Source organism: Variovorax palleresanus (assembly GCF_051144945.1).
GTDB lineage: Bacteria > Pseudomonadota > Gammaproteobacteria > Burkholderiales > Burkholderiaceae_C > Variovorax > Variovorax paradoxus_S.
This window is the reverse complement of the sequence record NZ_JBJNVP010000002.1, coordinates 5,050,803-5,066,143: the sequence shown is the minus strand read 5'-3', so window position 1 is coordinate 5,066,143 and position 15,341 is coordinate 5,050,803. Positions and strand designations below refer to the sequence as shown.

The following is a 15,341-nucleotide window of genomic DNA, read 5'->3' as shown; positions in this document are numbered from 1 at the left end:
CCTATGCAAGTGGCTGCTCCGGCCGTGGGGCCGTCTCCTGGGCAGTCCGCATGCGCTGAAGCAGGCTGTGGAGCATTTCTGTCGACAGCCCGTGAATCACCAGCCGGTGGCCGGCGCGCAGGGTCGACAGCGGTACCAGCGGATGCTTGTTGTTCACCAGGATCAGGTGCTCCGGGGCACCGAGCAGGGTGGCCGCGTAGATGCCGATGGTTTCATCCAGTTGCAGGGAATTGGCGGCGCGCCAGAAGTCGTTGTCCGTCAACATCAGCTGGTACAGCGGCGTGAACAATTCGATGGCGCTCTGCAGGTCCAGAAAGTTGAGCCGGCCGTGCGGCATGTCCGATAGCCGCAACCCAGGGTCCTTGATCATCGAAAAGTCGACAGCCGGCGCCTTGCCCAGCACCAGCCCCTTGTCGCGCAGCGCCTGGTTGAGGCGAATCACGAAGTTGAAGAGGTTCAGGTCGTGCTTCAGGAACATCTCGTCCTTGAGCGCATCGATGTCGGCCGGCTCCAGCGGCGAGGTGCCCACCGGCGCGGGCGAATTGCGACCGATGAAGCCCAGGACCTGCGACCCCAGGTGAAAGTGCCGCAGGATCAGCCAGTTGGCCTCTGGCGACACAAAGCGTTTCAGCCCCCAGGCCAGCAGCCGGTGCAGCAGCTTCGAATGCGACCAGTTGCGCGGCACGAACACCTTGACCACCTGGATCAGGACGATCGTCAGCCGCGCCACCGGCCGCAGGAACGGCAGCAGGTACTGGCGCGAACCCGAACTGGAATCGGCGAGCCATGCCGCCTTGACCTCGTCCGGCAGCGGCGTGCTCTGGTCGAGATAGAGCGCGAGCCAGGGACTGGGATCGCGCTCGTCGTGCCCCTGCGTGAGGAAATCAGGCATTCGGCTCATGTGGCATTCGCTCCGTGATGTGCTGAAACTGCATCAGGTACAGCGCCGCCGTATGGCGCGCTGTATCGATGATCTGGCGGGCCGCCCTGCCCCGTCCGGTGGCGTCTTGACCTTCTTTGCCTGCCTCCACCGCCATCACCATCTCGACCGCGGCGAGCCAGCGATTCAGGTGGTTCTCGTCGTTGTGGCCGTGGTACTCGAGAAAGCGGAATGCATCGGGCGGCAGCTTCAGGCCGGCCTTGATGAGTGGCAGCAGCGCGGGCACGATGCGCTGGCCCGTTCCTTCGATGATGTAGATGGCACCCAGCAGGCCGATGGGGTCGCGCGTGGCCGCCAGCCCGTGCAGGTAGGCATTGAGCGCCTCCCCGCCGGGGTTGCGGCGCAGGTCGTCGATCCGCGCCACGGTGCCGCCCGCTTTCCTGTAGTCGCTGAAGAGAATGTTGAAGTCGTCCTGCTCCTCGCCCGCATGCACGTCGATCAGTGCGGCGAGCGTCTTGTATGGACCGGTCAGCGAAGCGGCGCCTTCGCGCATCCAGCGGCTGCCTTCGCGCACCTGCGGAACCCATTGCTCCATCCAGTTCAGGTAGTCGGGCGCTGCAAAACGGCGCTCGCGGATCTGGCGGATCAGCGGCGTGCGCCAGACGTTCGAGCGGTAGTCGTGCCAGATGCCGGCCAGTTCGGTCAGCAGTGCGCCCAGGCCTTCAGGCGCGGCGGCCGGATCGTGCGGCGGCGCAATTGCTGTCTCGTCTTCGGGCGCTGCCTCGGCCGTCTTGTGAGATACGGCCACCGCCCGAGCAGGCGCATCGGATGCCTCGACCTCCAGCAGCATGTAGGCGGCCATGAAGCGCCCCGATTCCGGTACGTAGCAGAAGATCTGCTCTCCAGGCTTCAGCGTCTTGGAATGCAGAAATTCCGACAGCATGATCAGGATCGACGCCGCACCGGTATTGCCGCGCCAGGCCAGATTGCTCCACCACCGCTCGCGGGGAATTGCGAGATCGGCCTTGGTCATCAGGTCTTCGACCACCGGAATGAATTTTTCCGACGAGTAGTGGCACAGGAAATGGTCGACCCGCTTCGGATCGACCCATCCGTCTCGCACCAGCGTCGCGTATTCATGGATGCCGATGTCGAACAGATGCGGCAGCAGGCGAATGTCCTGCCGCAGCGACAGGGCGCCGGCCGCCTCCGCCTCGGCCCAGGAGCCGAAATCGAGATGGCCGCGGGCGCGGTCCTCGGTCAGCCCCAACTGCATGCACACGGGGTAGTCGCCCGAGAACGCGCGCTGGTGCACCCATTTCAGCCTCAGGCGCAGCCCCGGGTTGCCAGCCAGCGCGGGCCTGCCGTCGGACAGCAGCAGTGCGCCCGCGCCGTCGGAAAGCATCCAGCGAAGAAAGTGCGAATCGAAGTCGGTTTCGTAACCGCGCGCCGCAAAGCGCGAGCGCTTGAAAAGGCGCGACGGCATTTCGCTGGCCACCGCGAGCGCAGTGCGGTGCGCGCCCAGTTCGATGCCCTGCGCGGCCGACTGGATGGCCGACACGCCCGCGGCGCAGATGCCGTGCACCGACAGCGTTTCCATTGGCGGCGCCGCCAGCTCGCCCTGGATCATGTTGGCAAAGCCCGGCATCAGCGTATCGCCGCCCGAAGATCCGCTGGCCAGCAGCGACACGCGCGACAGCTCGGCTCCGCCGCGCTGCAGGCAATCGCGAATCGCGCCTGCGGCCAGTTGCGCATTGGTGTGGCGCGTCACGCCCTCTTCGTCGATCGCATAGTGCCGCGTGAGGATGCCGTTCTCGGCCAGGATGCGCCGCTTGATGCGCTCCGACATGCGGTTGAGCGGCGCGATGTAGGCGTCCATGCGCTCGTTGGGAATGGGCTCGCCAGGCATGAAATAGCCGGCGCTCTCGATGTAGACGCGTTGAAATGGAACAGGCATGGTTCAGTGGGTTGAAGACTCCGGCGACACGGACGGCACGGGTGACATCAGCGAGCGGCTGCGAAAACGCGGCCACAGGGCGCCCAGCACGAACACGCGAACCATGTAGGGCACCAGCCCTTGCTCGTTGAGCGCGGGATCGACCCGCGCGCGGTAGCGCGTGCGGTGCAATTGCGTGAGCTCGGACCAATGGACATGCGGGTTCTCGTGATGTGCGGTGTGCAGGCCGATGTTGAACAGCAACGGGTTCACCAGCCCCTCGAAATTACGTGCGTAGTTCAGGCGGGTACCTGCGGTATCGCGCGGCGCCTCCGCATCCGCCGCGGACCGGCGTCCGTCGGCGTGCGCGTGCTGCAGATAGTTGGTCGCCAGCAGCCAGTGCAACCCGTGCAACTGCGGCAAGATCACCAACAGCAGGGCCTTGCGCCAGTCGAGCATCAGCAGCGCGCTCCAGCTGCCGAGCCACAGCGCGTACTGCGCCATGCAGTAGCGCCACGGGCCCGGCCGGTGCCTGCGAAGCCGCCCGAGCCAACCGCAGAACACCGGCACCAGCACCCACACGGCCTGGAACGGATGCAGCAGGTAACCCCGCAAATGATTGGTGTCGCCACCAAAGCGGTAGGTGCGCGCCACGTCCCGCGGCCCGTGCCGGTGGCGATGGTGATTGGCCACGTGCGCAGGCCAGAAAACGAAGGTCGGGTGTCCCTGCAGCAGCGTGATCCAGAAGTCGGTGAGCCGGTTCATGCGCCGCCCCCGCCACATGCGCAGATGCACGTGGTTGTGGTGGATCACACCCACGCCAAGCGTGAGGAACAGCATCGGCCCATAAAGCAGCACGGAGAAGCCATGCATCCATTGCCATGCCGCCAATGCCGGGAGCGCCGCCAGATACGCAAGGCTCTGCCAGTCGCGCCCATGGCGCAGCCGTGCCAGCCGACGGGGCCCCTCAGGCCGGCGTGCCATGCTCTTGCTGGGGTTGCCGTTTTGAGCGAAATGCCTGGAACTGCGGCTCCGCCGCATCGGCGGCAATGCGCGTGCCGAACAGCCGGTCCATGAACGTGAACTGGAATCCGTAGTTGCCGCCGTGGCAGGCATGGTGCAAATGGTGGCGGCGGCTGGCAGCAAACCAATGGCTGTAAGAGACCCGGGGAAAGAAGTCGTAGTTCGAATGCCCGACGCTGTTGAAGAACAGGCTGAAAAGCGGCACCGAGGCAAGCGACCAGAAGCTGAAATCGTGCAGCAGCATCGGCAGCAGGATCACGTTGCCGAGCATCGCCGCCTCGATCGGATGAAAGCTGTACGTCGCCCAGGGCGTGGTCACGACCGAGCGGTGATGCGGCCCGTGAAAGCGCCGCAGCCAGCGCGTGTGCAGCAGGCGATGGTTGAGCCAGAAGTGAACGTCGTTCCAGATCGCGAGCACCAGGACTTCGGCCCCGATCTGGCGCCAACCCGCGTCGGCGTCGAGCCGCGCCCAGCCCAGTTGAAGCAGGCCCCAGGGGAACACCATGCCCAGCCCGAATACGAGCACCGACACCCCCGACTGCGCCAATTCGCGGCGCACCTGCCCCGGCTGCAGCGGCCGCGGGTCGAGCACGCGCCCGATGCCGAGCGCCGGCAGCACGCGATGGGTCAGCAGCCAATTGAGAGCGCCGAACCCCAGATAGATGCCGCCGAAAAAGACCAACCCCCACAACATCACCTGGAGGGCGGACAACGAAGTAAAGGTTTGCGCCATCCCCCGAGGCTACAGCAGCATTTCGGGAACCAGCGGCGCAATGAGCAGGTTGTGGAGACGTTGGAAGAAGCTCGATTCCGGCTCCGACGTCAGGATGACTTCTTTCTCGCCATCGTTCGTGAGCCACTGCAGCGTGCCGGTTTCCTTGGCGAGGCGCAGACGATACGAGTTCTGCAGCTTGCTGATGTTGATGACGCGCAGCATCTCCCGCGCCAGCTGCGGACTGTCGACCACCACGCCCATCTCGGTGTTCTGGCTCGCCGAGCGCGGATCGAGGTTCATCGAGCCGATGAAAATGCGCGTCTTGTCGATGGCAGCGGTCTTGGAGTGCAGCCGTCCCAGCGATTTGCCGAACATGCCGAAGCGCTCGCCCGCGGTGGTGCGCTGCGGGCTCAGCTCGTACAGGTCGGCCCCGCTCCTGAGCATCCGCTCGCGGTAGCGCGCATAGCCGGTATGCACCAACGGCTCGTCGTTGGCCGCCAGCGAATTGGTCAGCAGCGTGAGCTTGACCTTGCGCTTGGCCAGATCTTCGAACGCCGCCATGCCGCGCTCGCCCGGCACCAGGTAGGGAGAAGTCAGGTCGACTTCGAACTTGGCATCCATCAACAGCGTCCAGACCTTCATCGTCACGCTGGTGGCAATGGCCTCGTCCGCCGTCATGGTGGTCGGCTTGGTCGGCGGATCGGCGATGGCGTGGGCCTCGCCCCACAAAAGCCCCATGCGGCCACCGTCGAGTTCTTCCGCAATCGGGCCATAGCCCAGGACGTCGGAAGGCGGAAGCACGATCTTCGGCGGCGCTGCCGCCATGCCGATCGTGGCGTCGAAGTCGGCGGCCGTGGGCGTGCGGCCGCCCTCGCCGCGGACGATGTCGGCAACGGGCCAGACCTGCTCGCTGTTCCAGTAGGCATCGAAAATCGACTCGAGCTGCGGCAGCACCTTGCCAACCACCAGCGCGTCCATGTCGATGAAGTTCTGCGCCTCGCTCAGCACAAAATATTCGTCTGCAATGTTGCGCCCGCCGACCACCGCCATCACCCCATCGGCGATGAAGAGCTTGTTGTGCATCCGGTGGTTGAGCCGCCCGATCTCGTGCGGCGACGCCGCAAAGCGCGACAGGAAACCATTGCGCCCACAACAGAAGGGATTGAACAGCCGCACGTCCACGTTGGGCGTCTGCGAAAGCGCCAACAGCAGCTGCTGGCTCTTGGCGGTGTAGAGATCGTCCACCAGCAGCCGCACCTGCACCCCGCGCGCGCCAGCCTCGCGCAGCGTGCGCATCAAAAGGCGTCCGGTGGCGTCGTTTTCGAACTGGTAATACTGCACCACCAGCGAGCGCTGGGCGCGTTGCGCAAGCTGCACGCGCGCGTCCAGCGAATAGACGCCGAGCGGCATCAGCCGGAAGCCGGAGTGCTCGCCGGGCGGCGTCGAGGCCGCTGCGATCTTTGCGAGCGTGGTGGTCGGATCGACCGCGGTCGCATTCACCGCCGCCCGTTCGCGCGCTGGGGGTAGCGAGCCGCAGGCCGCCAGCGCCGCGAGCATGGCGCCGGCCAGGCAGATTCGCAGAAGTTGTGTCCAGGCATTCATGATGGATCGATCTCGCAGACCTGCTTGTTTTTGGGCTCCCTGCCATGGGTACGCGCGCCAGTACATGTCGGTTTCGGTTTCATCCGGACTGCAATCCAAAAAACTGGCTCACCGTCCTAGAATTCGTTCTACACCTGTCCGGAGTTACACCATGGCAAGACCGATCCTCTCACGCATCGCACCGATGCTGGTCACAGCCGGGCTGGCACTCCCCGCCTCGGCCGCCCTGGACATCGGCGATCCGGTGCCCAAGTTCACCGCCAATGCCGCGCTCGCCGGCAAGACCTTCCGCTATTCGCTGGCCGATGCGCTGGCCAAGGGCCCGGTGGTGTTGTACTTCTTTCCGGCAGCCGACTCCAACGACTGTTCGATCGAAGCCCATGCCTTCGCCGAAGCCATCGACCAGTTCGCCGCGCTGGGTGCCACCGTCATCGGCGTGTCGGCCGACGACATCGAAACCCTCGCGAAGTTTTCGGTCAAGTCCTGCCAAAGCCGGTTTCCCGTGGCGTCGGACGAATCGAAGGCGGTGATCAACGGTTTCGACGCCCTGATGCAAACCCGGCCGGACTTCGCCAACCGTCTCTCGTACGTGATTTCCCCGGACGGCAAGGTGGCGTACTACTACCAGAACCTGAATCCGGACAAGCATGTGGAGCGCATGCTGAATGCGGTGCGGGCGCTGCCGCGAACGCGTTCGCCCAGGTAGGAGCAGGAGCGCGCGCGGCGTGGCTGCCCCGCTTCGCGCAAAATCCGTTCCATGCAACTCAACTTCATTGCCAACGCCGACGTCCCGTCTTCCTCCGGCCGCACCCTGCAAGTGCTCGATCCGTCCGACGGCCAGCCTTTCGACGACATCCAGCGCAGCAATGCCGCCGACATCGATTCGGCCGTGCGCGCGGCGCGCGATTGCTTCGATGGCGTGTGGCACAAGGTGAGCGCGGCCGACCGCGGCCGCCTGCTTTACAGGCTGTCGCAGAAGATCGCCGAACACGTCGACGAGCTTGCACTGATCGAGCAGCGCGATTGCGGCAAGCCGGTGAAGCAGGCGCGCGCCGATGCGGTGGCGCTGGTGCGCTATTTCGAGTTCTATGCCGGCGCCTGCGACAAGCTGCACGGCGAGACCATTCCCTACCAGGACGGCTACAGCGTGTTCACCTGGCGCGAGCCGCACGGCGTCACGGGGCACATCATTCCCTGGAACTACCCGATGCAGATCTTCGGGCGCAGCGTGGGCGGCGCCCTGGCGGCCGGCAATGTGTGCGTGGTGAAGCCGGCCGAAGACGCCTGCCTGTCCCTGATCCGCGTGGCGCAGCTGGCGGCCGAAGTCGGCTTTCCGCCCGGCGCACTCAACATCGTGACGGGCTACGGCCATGAAGTGGGCGACGCGCTGGCGCGGCACCCCGGCATCGACCACATCAGCTTCACCGGCAGCCCCAAGATCGGCACGTTGATCCAGCAGGTGGCGGCCGAGCGGCATTGCCCGGTCACGCTCGAACTCGGCGGCAAGAGCCCGCAGATCATCTTTGCCGACGCCGACCTCGACGCGGCCATTCCGGTGATCATCAACGCCATCGTGCAGAACGCCGGCCAGACCTGCTCGGCCGGCTCGCGCGTGCTGATCCAGCGCGGCATCTACGAGCCGCTGCTCGAGCGCCTGGGCCACGCCTTCACGGCCCTGCGCGTCGGGCCGGCAGCCATGGACCTCGACGTCGGCCCGCTGATCCGCCAGACGCAGCAGCAGCGCGTGTGGGATTTCCTGAGCGACGCCCAGGTGGCCGGGATCCCGATGGTGGCCCACGGCGTCGTGGTCGACGAAGCGCCCGAAACCGGCTTCTACCAGGCCCCCACCCTGCTGCGCGACGTGCCCTTCAACCATCGTCTTGCGCAAGAAGAAGTGTTCGGGCCGGTGCTTGCAGCAATGCAGTTCGCCGACGAAGACGAAGCGGTGGCGCTCGCCAATGCCACGCAGTTCGGTCTCGTCGCCGGGGTGTGGACGGCCGACGGGGCGCGCCAGTTCCGCATGGCCAAGCGGGTGCGAAGCGGCCAGGTGTTCATCAACAACTACGGCGCGGGCGGCGGCGTGGAACTGCCGTTCGGTGGCGTCAAGTCGTCCGGCTACGGGCGCGAAAAGGGCTTCGAAGCGCTTTACGGTTTCACCACCCTCAAGACCGTCGCCATCAAGCACGGCTGAAGCCGTATCGGCGGCCGCTTCGGGGGCGTTCGGCGCCGGGCCCCGATACACTGCCCGCAGCCCCTTTTCAGGAGACAGACGTCGAAAGTGCGGTCCCGTCGAGTAGCCCTTTCCGGATCGGCCCTTGCTCCATGGAGTAAATTGGCCGTTGCCCCATGAAAAGCAAAAGCACCACCGTCATCCCGGTCTCCGAAATCGGCCGCGCGCGACCCACCGTGTCGGTGCCGGAGATCGCCGTGCCCGCCACGGGGCGCCTGCTCGACCGCCTGGGCCGCCCGCTGACCGACCTGCGCATCAGCGTGACGGACCGCTGCAACTTCCGCTGCAGCTACTGCATGCCGAAGGACGTGTTCGACAAGGACTACCAATACCTGCCGCACAGCGCGCTGCTGAGCTTCGAGGAAATGACGCGGCTCGCGCGCCTGTTCGCGGCCCATGGCGTGCGCAAGATCCGGCTCACAGGCGGCGAGCCATTGCTGCGCAAGAACATCGAGGGGCTGATCGAGCAGTTGTCCGAGCTCCGCACCCCGGCCGGCGAACCGCTGGCGCTCACGCTCACCACCAACGGCTCGCTGCTGCAGCGCAAGGCGGCGGCGCTGCGGGCCGCCGGCCTGCAGCGCGTGACCGTGAGCCTCGACAGCCTGGACGACGCGGTGTTCCGCCACATGAACGACGTCGATTTTCCGGTGGCCGACGTGCTCGCCGGGATCGACGCGGCCTTGGCCGCGGGCCTTGGGCCGCTCAAGGTGAACATGGTCGTCAAGCGCGGCACCAACGAGCAGGAAATCCTGCCGATGGCGCGCTACTTTCGCGACAACCATGGCGGCAAGGTGGTGCTGCGCTTCATCGAATACATGGACGTGGGCGCCACCAACGGCTGGCGCATGGACGAGGTATTGCCCTCGGCCGAGGTCATTGCGCGCATCGGCGCCGAGTATCCGCTCGTGCCGCTCGAGCCCAGCGCGCCGGGCGAAACCGCCCAAAGATGGGCCTATGCCGACGGCGGCGGCGAAATCGGCGTGATCAGCAGCGTCACGCAGGCCTTCTGCCACGACTGCAGCCGCGCTCGCCTGTCTACCGAGGGCAAGCTCTACCTCTGCCTTTTTGCCAGCGCGGGCCACGACCTGCGGCCCCTGCTGCGCGGCACCGCCACCGACGAAGACATTGCCTCGGCCATCGGCCACATCTGGCAAGGCCGCGCCGACCGTTATTCCGAACTGCGCGCGCTTCGCGGCCCCGACAGCGCCGAGCACGACGCCAACGACAACAACAAGGCGCCGCGCCGCGTCGAAATGAGCTATATCGGCGGATGACCTCCACACAAGAATCCATTTCCCCCAGCGAGATCACCGGGCTGCTGCTGGCCGGAGGACGAGGCTCGCGCATGGGCGGCATCGACAAGGGCCTGCAGAACTTCAACGGCTCGCCACTGGCCATGCATGCCGTGTTGCGCCTGGGTATGCAGGTGGGCGAGGTGATGATCAACGCCAACCGCAACCTGGCCGCCTACGAATCCTTCGGCGTGCCGGTCTGGCCCGACAGCCTGGCCGACTACGCGGGTCCGCTGGCAGGCTTTCTGACCGGCCTCGAACGCTGCGAAACACCCTATCTCCTCACCGTGCCCTGCGACACCCCGCTGTTTCCGCTCGATCTGGCCAGCCGTCTGGCCGAGGCCATGGTGGCCGACAACGCGGAGATCGCCATGGTCAGCGCGCCCGAGGCCGCTGACGAACCCGGCGCGGCGCCGGTGCTGCGGCCTCAGCCGGTGTTCTGCCTGCTGCGCACCGCGCTGCTCGAAAGCCTGGTGACCTTCACCCAGTCCGGCGGCCGCAAGATCGACGCCTGGACAGCGCAGCACCGCACGGTGCTCGTCCCCTTCGACCGGCCCGGCGATGCGCCCGACGCCTTTTTCAACGCCAACACGCTGGCCGAACTGCACGCCCTCGAAAACCGATGAGCCGCATCGCCGACATTGCCGCCGCCCTTGCGGGCTATGACCCCCAGGCCCTGAGCGTCGGCGGCGTCCAGGCTTTTCTGGCGCAGCTGGCGGCCCCGGCCATCGTTTCGGAACGCGAGGAAGTCGGGGTGCGCGAAGCACTGGGCCGCGTGCTGGCCGAAGACATCATCTCGCCCGTCAGCGTGCCGCCGCACGACAATTCCGCGATGGACGGCTTTGCCTTCGACGGCGCCATCCTGCGGAATGATGCGCGCACCGACGAGTCCATCGACCTCCGCGTGGTGGGCACGGCCCTGGCCGGGGCGGCGTGGCGCGGCACCCTGGCTGGCGGCGAAGCGGTTCGCATCATGACGGGCGCCGTCATGCCCGACGGGCTCGACACCGTGGTTCCGCAAGAGTTCTGCAAGGTCGACGGCGACCGGGTGAGCTTTCCCGCCAAGGTGCTTCGCCGCGGCGACAACCGCCGCTTTGCGGGCGAGGACCTGATGCAGGGGCAACCGGCCTTGCGGTGCGGCGAGCGCCTGTCGCCCGCCGCGCTCGGCATGGTCGCAAGCCTGGGGCTGCCCGCGGTGTCCGCGCTGCGGCGTCTGCGCGTGGCCTACTTTTCGACCGGCGACGAGATCCTGAGCCTCGGCGAGGCGCCGCGCGAAGGCGCCGTGTACGACAGCAACCGCTATACCGTGTTCGGCCTGCTCACGCGGCTGGGCTGCGAGGTCATCGACCTGGGCCTGGTGCGCGACGACCCGGCCACGCTCGCCGCCACGCTGCAGCGTGCCGCAAGCCAGGCTGACGCCATCATCACCAGCGGCGGCGTGAGCGTCGGCGCCGCGGACCACACACGCGCCGTGATGCAGCAACTCGGCGACATGGCCTTCTGGCGCATCGCCATGCGTCCGGGGCGGCCGATGGCGGTCGGGCTGGTTCCGCGCGATCCGGCTTCTTCGTCGCCGCCGGGCTCTGCGGTGCTCTTCGGCCTGCCGGGCAATCCGGTGGCCGTGATGGTGACTTTTCTGGCCTTCGTGCGACCGGCGCTGCTGCGCATGATGGGATGCCACGACATCGCCGCGGCGCCGCCGCCCTTGCTGCGCGCGCGCAGCGTGAGCGCCATCCGCAAGAAGGCCGGCCGTACCGAATACCAGCGCGGCTTCGTGCAGGCCGTGTCCGGCGCGCTGCCCGAGGTTCGCATTGCGGGCAACCAGGGATCGGGCGTGCTGAGTTCGATGGTCGAGGCCAACGGGCTCGTGGTGCTGCATCACGACCACGGCAACGTCGCTGCGGGCGACGAGGTCAATGTGATGATGTTCGAAGGGGTCATTTAGCTCGCCCCCAGTCTTCGCGCTCCTCAAGGGCTCAGATTCGGCCCAGCGCCTTGTCCACGCCTTTGTTCGCGAGCATGTCCGCGCGTTCGTTGCCGGGGTCGCCGGAGTGGCCCTTGACCCATCGCCATTCGATGACGTGGCCGCCCTCCGCCACCAGCTTGTCGAGTTTCTGCCAGAGTTCGACGTTCTTCACCGGCTGCTTGGTCGAGGTGCGCCAGCCCTTGGCTTTCCAGCCGCGGATCCACTCGGTGATGCCCATGCGCACGTACTGGCTGTCGAGGTAGAGAATGACCTTGCAGGGCCGCTTGAGAGCGGCCAGGCCCTCGATCACGGCCGTCAGTTCCATGCGGTTGTTGGTGGTGGCTAGCTCGCCACCGAACAGTTCCTTCTCAGTGGCACCCGACTTGAGCCAGGCGCCCCAGCCGCCAGGGCCGGGATTGCCTTTGCAGGCGCCATCGGTGTAGATCACGACTTCGTTCAAAACTATCTTTTCCTTCTCTCTCGATCCATCGATCATTCGTTCATTCAGTCGCTGCGGTCGGCCTTGTGCATCTTGCCCGCAATCGACACCGGAGCCGTCGCGCGCGCCGCGGCGCGGCGCCAGTCGGCGCTCAACAGGCGCATGCCACGCACCCGCTTGACCGCCACCACGAAATACACGGCGCCGAAAATCGGCCACCAGCGCTCGCCGGCGGTATCCATCCAGCGGCAGCGCTCCAGCCAGGCTTCGCTGCGCACCGCGGGCCGATAGACGCCAAAGCGCCCCGACTCCACCTCGAAGCTCAGGAGCCGCAGCCAGTCCCGCATGCGCCAGTAGCCGATGAACTCGCCGCCTTCGGGCAGAAAGAGATCGCCGAACCCGAGCTTGCGGTACAGGTGCGCGCGGCGCTGCCGCATGCCCCACAGGCTGGCCGGGTTGAGCCCGCAGATCACCACGCGGCCCTCGGGCACCAGAACCCGCTCCACTTCCCGCAGCGTGGCATGGGGGTCGTCGCTCAGTTCCAGCGCGTGCGGCAGCACCACCAGATCCAGGCTGTTGGCTGCAAACGGCAGCGCCGCAAAATCGGTGAAGAGCGCAGCCTTGCTGCCCTGCACAAGCTCAGGCAGCGCCAGCCAGCGGTGCGGCATGCGGTTGGTACGCAGCCCGTCGACCCCGGCGGCGCCCAGCTGCAAGGCGTGATAGCCGAAGATGTCCGCAACCGCCTGGTCGAACTGGGCTTGCTCCCACCCCAGGAGGTACCGTCCGGGAGGGGTCGCGAACCAATCCTGCAAACCTATAATTTGACCGCTCATGACCCTCGTTCCGCTGCCCGCCTTCGCTGACAACTACATCTGGATGCTGCAGGACGGCTCCAACGCGATCGTGGTGGACCCGGGCGACGCTCAACCGGTGTTCGACGCGTTGACGCGCGACAAGCTGCAGCTCGCCGCGATTCTAGTCACGCACCACCATCACGATCACACGGGCGGCGTCGCTGCGCTTCATGCGGCCACCGGTGCACCGGTCTTCGGCCCGGCGCGCGAGCGCATTCCCGAACCCTTCACCCCGCTCTCGCACGGCGACAGCGCCGAAGTGCTCGGCAAGCGCTTCGCGGTCATCGACGTGCCCGGCCACACGGCGGGCCACATCGCCTACTTTCTTCCTGCAGGCGAAGGCCAGGCGCCACTGCTCTTCTGTGGCGATACGCTGTTCTCCGGCGGCTGCGGCCGGCTGTTCGAAGGCACGCCCGCGCAAATGCTGGCCTCGCTCGACGCGCTCGCAGCGCTGCCGGGCGACACCCGCGTATGCTGTGCCCACGAATACACACTTGCTAACCTGCGTTTCGCCCACGCGGTGGAACCCGGCAATGCCGATCTGACTCACTACACCGCGCGCTGCGAAAGCCTGCGCGCACAGGGGCAGCCCACGCTGCCCTCGCAACTGGCAACCGAACGCCGAATCAACCCCTTTCTTCGCAGCCGCGAAGCCACTGTCCTTAGAGCGGTGCGCGAGCACGCCGAGCTTTCCGCCAATGCGGCCGAAGCCGACGTGTTTGCTGCGCTGCGCCAATGGAAAAACGACTTCCGATGAAACTTATCGCTGCTGTCTGCCTTGCTGGCTCACTGTTGCTCGCGGGCTGCGCGAGCACCACGAGCGGCCCCTCTTCGTCCTCTTCCTCCTCTTCGACTCCCGCCTCGCAGCAGCCTACCGCGGGAGGCACCGGCTCCAAGACTTCGAGCAGCGCCGCGCCGGTCTATCCAGGCGGCCCCCTCACCCCCATCACCAGCAGCGAGGCCCACTCGCAGAGCGTGGTCACGCTGGCGCCGCCCGCCGACATGTGGGACCGCATCCGCCGCGGCTTCAAGATGCCGAACCTCCAAAGCGACCTGGTGCGCGACCGCGAGCAGTGGTATGCCAGCCGGCCCGACTACATCCAGCGCATGACCGAGCGCTCGAACAAATACATCTTCCACATCGTCGAAGAGCTCGAGCGGCGCAACATGCCGACCGAACTCGCGCTGCTGCCGTACATCGAGAGCGCGTTCAACCCGCAGGCCATCTCCAGCGCGCGTGCCGCGGGCATGTGGCAGTTCATGCCGGCCACCGGCACCGACTTCGACCTGAAGCAGAACATCTTCCGCGACGACAGGCGCGACGTGGTGGCCTCGACCCGCGCCGCGCTCGACTACCTGCAAAAGCTCTACGGCATGTTCGGCGACTGGCAGCTTGCCCTGGCGGCCTACAACTGGGGTGAAGGCAGCGTGAGCCGCGCCATCGCCAAGAACCAGCGGCTCGGCCTGCCCACCACCTACAGCGATCTTTCCATGCCGGCCGAAACGCGGCTGTACGTGCCCAAGCTGCAGGCCGTGAAGAACATCGTCGCGAACCCGCAGGCGTTCAACACCGAGTTGCCGCTGATCGCCAATCACCCGTACTTCCAGACCGTCACGCTGACGCGCGACCTCGACGTCGAACTGGCGGCCAAGCTGGCCGACATCCGGCTCGAAGATTTCCGCGCCCTGAACCCTGCTGCGCACAAGCCCGTGCTGCTGGCCGCCGGCACGCCGCAAATCCTGCTGCCCTGGGACAACGCGGCCGTGTTCCAGCGCAACTTCGACGCCTACTCGCAAGGCCAGTACGCAAGCTGGACGGCATGGGTCGTTCCCAACACCATGACGGTGGCCGATGCGGCCCAACGCTCGGGCATGAGCGAAACCGATCTGCGCGCGCTCAACAGCATTCCGCCGCGCATGCTCATCAAGGCTGGCTCCACGCTCATCGTGCCGCGCGGCGCCCGCGTCAAGGAGGACGTGACGGCGCTCGTGGCCGACAGTGGCCACCTGAGCTTCCAACCCGAGATCGTCAACCGCCGCACCACCGTCAAGGCGGGGCGCAACGACAGCGTGGCCAGCATCGCGCGCCGCTACAAGCTCAAGCCGGACAGCGTGGCCGAGTGGAACGACGTCAATCTCAACCACTCGTTCAAGCGCGGCTACAGCGTGGTGGTGTACCTGCCTGTTCGTGCGGCACCCGCGGCTCGCGTAGGCTCGGGCGCGGCGCCGGCGCGCGGACACGCGGCTGTTGCCGGCAAGCGCGGAGGCGGCAGTACGGCAAAGGCCGTGGCCGCGCGCGGCACCAACATCGTGAAGTCGCCGGCCGGCAAGCAACAGCAGGTGGTACGCGAAAAGCGCGGCGGCACGCCGGTAAAGAAGAAGCGCTAAGAAGCGCTGAGCCGAG

General features: G+C 66.5%; 14 protein-coding genes. 7 read left to right on the top strand and 7 right to left on the bottom strand.

Annotated elements, in window-relative coordinates:
• Position 1: 1 nt before the first annotated feature.
• Genes ACJ7Z0_RS27770 through ACJ7Z0_RS27750 form a run of 5 tightly spaced genes read right to left on the bottom strand, consistent with a single transcriptional unit; the run spans position 2 to position 6,156 of the window.
• Positions 2–901: a DUF6999 family protein gene (locus tag ACJ7Z0_RS27770; RefSeq protein ID WP_434792430.1), complete on the bottom strand. Its 900-nt coding sequence runs from the start codon at positions 899–901 to the stop codon at positions 2–4.
• Positions 885–2,837: a 3-oxoacyl-[acyl-carrier-protein] synthase III C-terminal domain-containing protein gene (locus tag ACJ7Z0_RS27765; RefSeq protein WP_434792429.1), complete on the bottom strand. Its 1,953-nt coding sequence runs from the start codon at positions 2,835–2,837 to the stop codon at positions 885–887. The genes ACJ7Z0_RS27770 and ACJ7Z0_RS27765 overlap by 17 nt, the downstream gene beginning before the upstream one ends.
• A 3-nt stretch (positions 2,838–2,840) precedes the next feature.
• Positions 2,841–3,800, bottom strand: coding sequence for a fatty acid desaturase (locus ACJ7Z0_RS27760; protein WP_434792428.1), 960 nt, complete (start codon positions 3,798–3,800; stop codon positions 2,841–2,843).
• On the bottom strand, positions 3,784–4,572 hold the full coding sequence (locus ACJ7Z0_RS27755) for a sterol desaturase family protein (protein ID WP_434792427.1): 789 nt from the start codon (positions 4,570–4,572) through the stop codon (positions 3,784–3,786). Before ACJ7Z0_RS27755 ends, ACJ7Z0_RS27760 begins: the two co-directional genes overlap by 17 nt.
• Positions 4,573–4,581: 9 nt before the next feature.
• Positions 4,582–6,156, bottom strand: a complete 1,575-nt coding sequence (locus tag ACJ7Z0_RS27750) for a phospholipase D family protein (protein WP_434792426.1) — start codon at positions 6,154–6,156, stop codon at positions 4,582–4,584.
• Between the two features lie 151 nt (positions 6,157–6,307).
• Here ACJ7Z0_RS27750 and ACJ7Z0_RS27745 point away from each other — a divergent pair, with 151 nt between their 5' ends.
• From ACJ7Z0_RS27745 to moeA, 5 genes are all read left to right on the top strand, one after another.
• Positions 6,308–6,862, top strand: a complete 555-nt coding sequence (locus ACJ7Z0_RS27745) for a peroxiredoxin (RefSeq protein ID WP_434792425.1) — start codon at positions 6,308–6,310, stop codon at positions 6,860–6,862.
• A 51-nt stretch (positions 6,863–6,913) separates the two neighbouring features.
• The gene (locus tag ACJ7Z0_RS27740) at positions 6,914–8,347 is read left to right on the top strand and encodes an aldehyde dehydrogenase family protein (RefSeq protein WP_434792424.1); all 1,434 of its coding nucleotides are present in this window, start codon (positions 6,914–6,916) and stop codon (positions 8,345–8,347) included.
• A 155-nt stretch (positions 8,348–8,502) separates the two neighbouring features.
• Complete coding sequence (gene moaA / locus ACJ7Z0_RS27735) at positions 8,503–9,660, top strand: GTP 3',8-cyclase MoaA (protein ID WP_434792423.1); 1,158 nt, start codon at positions 8,503–8,505, stop codon at positions 9,658–9,660.
• Complete coding sequence (mobA, locus tag ACJ7Z0_RS27730) at positions 9,657–10,304, top strand: molybdenum cofactor guanylyltransferase MobA (RefSeq protein ID WP_434792422.1); 648 nt, start codon at positions 9,657–9,659, stop codon at positions 10,302–10,304. The genes moaA and mobA overlap by 4 nt, the downstream gene beginning before the upstream one ends.
• The gene (gene moeA / locus ACJ7Z0_RS27725; RefSeq protein ID WP_434792421.1) at positions 10,301–11,623 is read left to right on the top strand and encodes a molybdopterin molybdotransferase MoeA; all 1,323 of its coding nucleotides are present in this window, start codon (positions 10,301–10,303) and stop codon (positions 11,621–11,623) included. Before mobA ends, moeA begins: the two co-directional genes overlap by 4 nt.
• A 31-nt stretch (positions 11,624–11,654) precedes the next feature.
• Here moeA and rnhA read toward each other — a convergent pair whose 3' ends face one another.
• Together rnhA and ACJ7Z0_RS27715 are read right to left on the bottom strand one after the other, a co-directional pair.
• Positions 11,655–12,104: a ribonuclease HI gene (gene rnhA, locus ACJ7Z0_RS27720; protein WP_093019070.1), complete on the bottom strand. Its 450-nt coding sequence runs from the start codon at positions 12,102–12,104 to the stop codon at positions 11,655–11,657.
• Between the two features lie 44 nt (positions 12,105–12,148).
• Positions 12,149–12,916 (bottom strand): class I SAM-dependent methyltransferase, encoded by a 768-nt coding sequence (locus tag ACJ7Z0_RS27715; protein ID WP_434792420.1) that lies wholly within the window; start codon positions 12,914–12,916, stop codon positions 12,149–12,151.
• Here ACJ7Z0_RS27715 and gloB point away from each other — a divergent pair.
• Both gloB and ACJ7Z0_RS27705 read left to right on the top strand, forming a co-directional pair.
• Positions 12,915–13,694 carry a hydroxyacylglutathione hydrolase gene (gene gloB / locus ACJ7Z0_RS27710; protein ID WP_434792419.1) on the top strand — a complete coding sequence of 260 codons (780 nt, stop codon included), beginning with the start codon at positions 12,915–12,917 and terminating at the stop codon, positions 13,692–13,694. The two genes, ACJ7Z0_RS27715 and gloB, sit on opposite strands and share 2 nt — an antisense overlap.
• A complete protein-coding gene (locus tag ACJ7Z0_RS27705) occupies positions 13,691–15,325 on the top strand; it encodes a transglycosylase SLT domain-containing protein (RefSeq protein WP_434792418.1) in 1,635 nt (544 codons plus the stop codon). The genes gloB and ACJ7Z0_RS27705 overlap by 4 nt, the downstream gene beginning before the upstream one ends.
• The last annotated feature ends 16 nt before the right edge of the window (positions 15,326–15,341 follow it).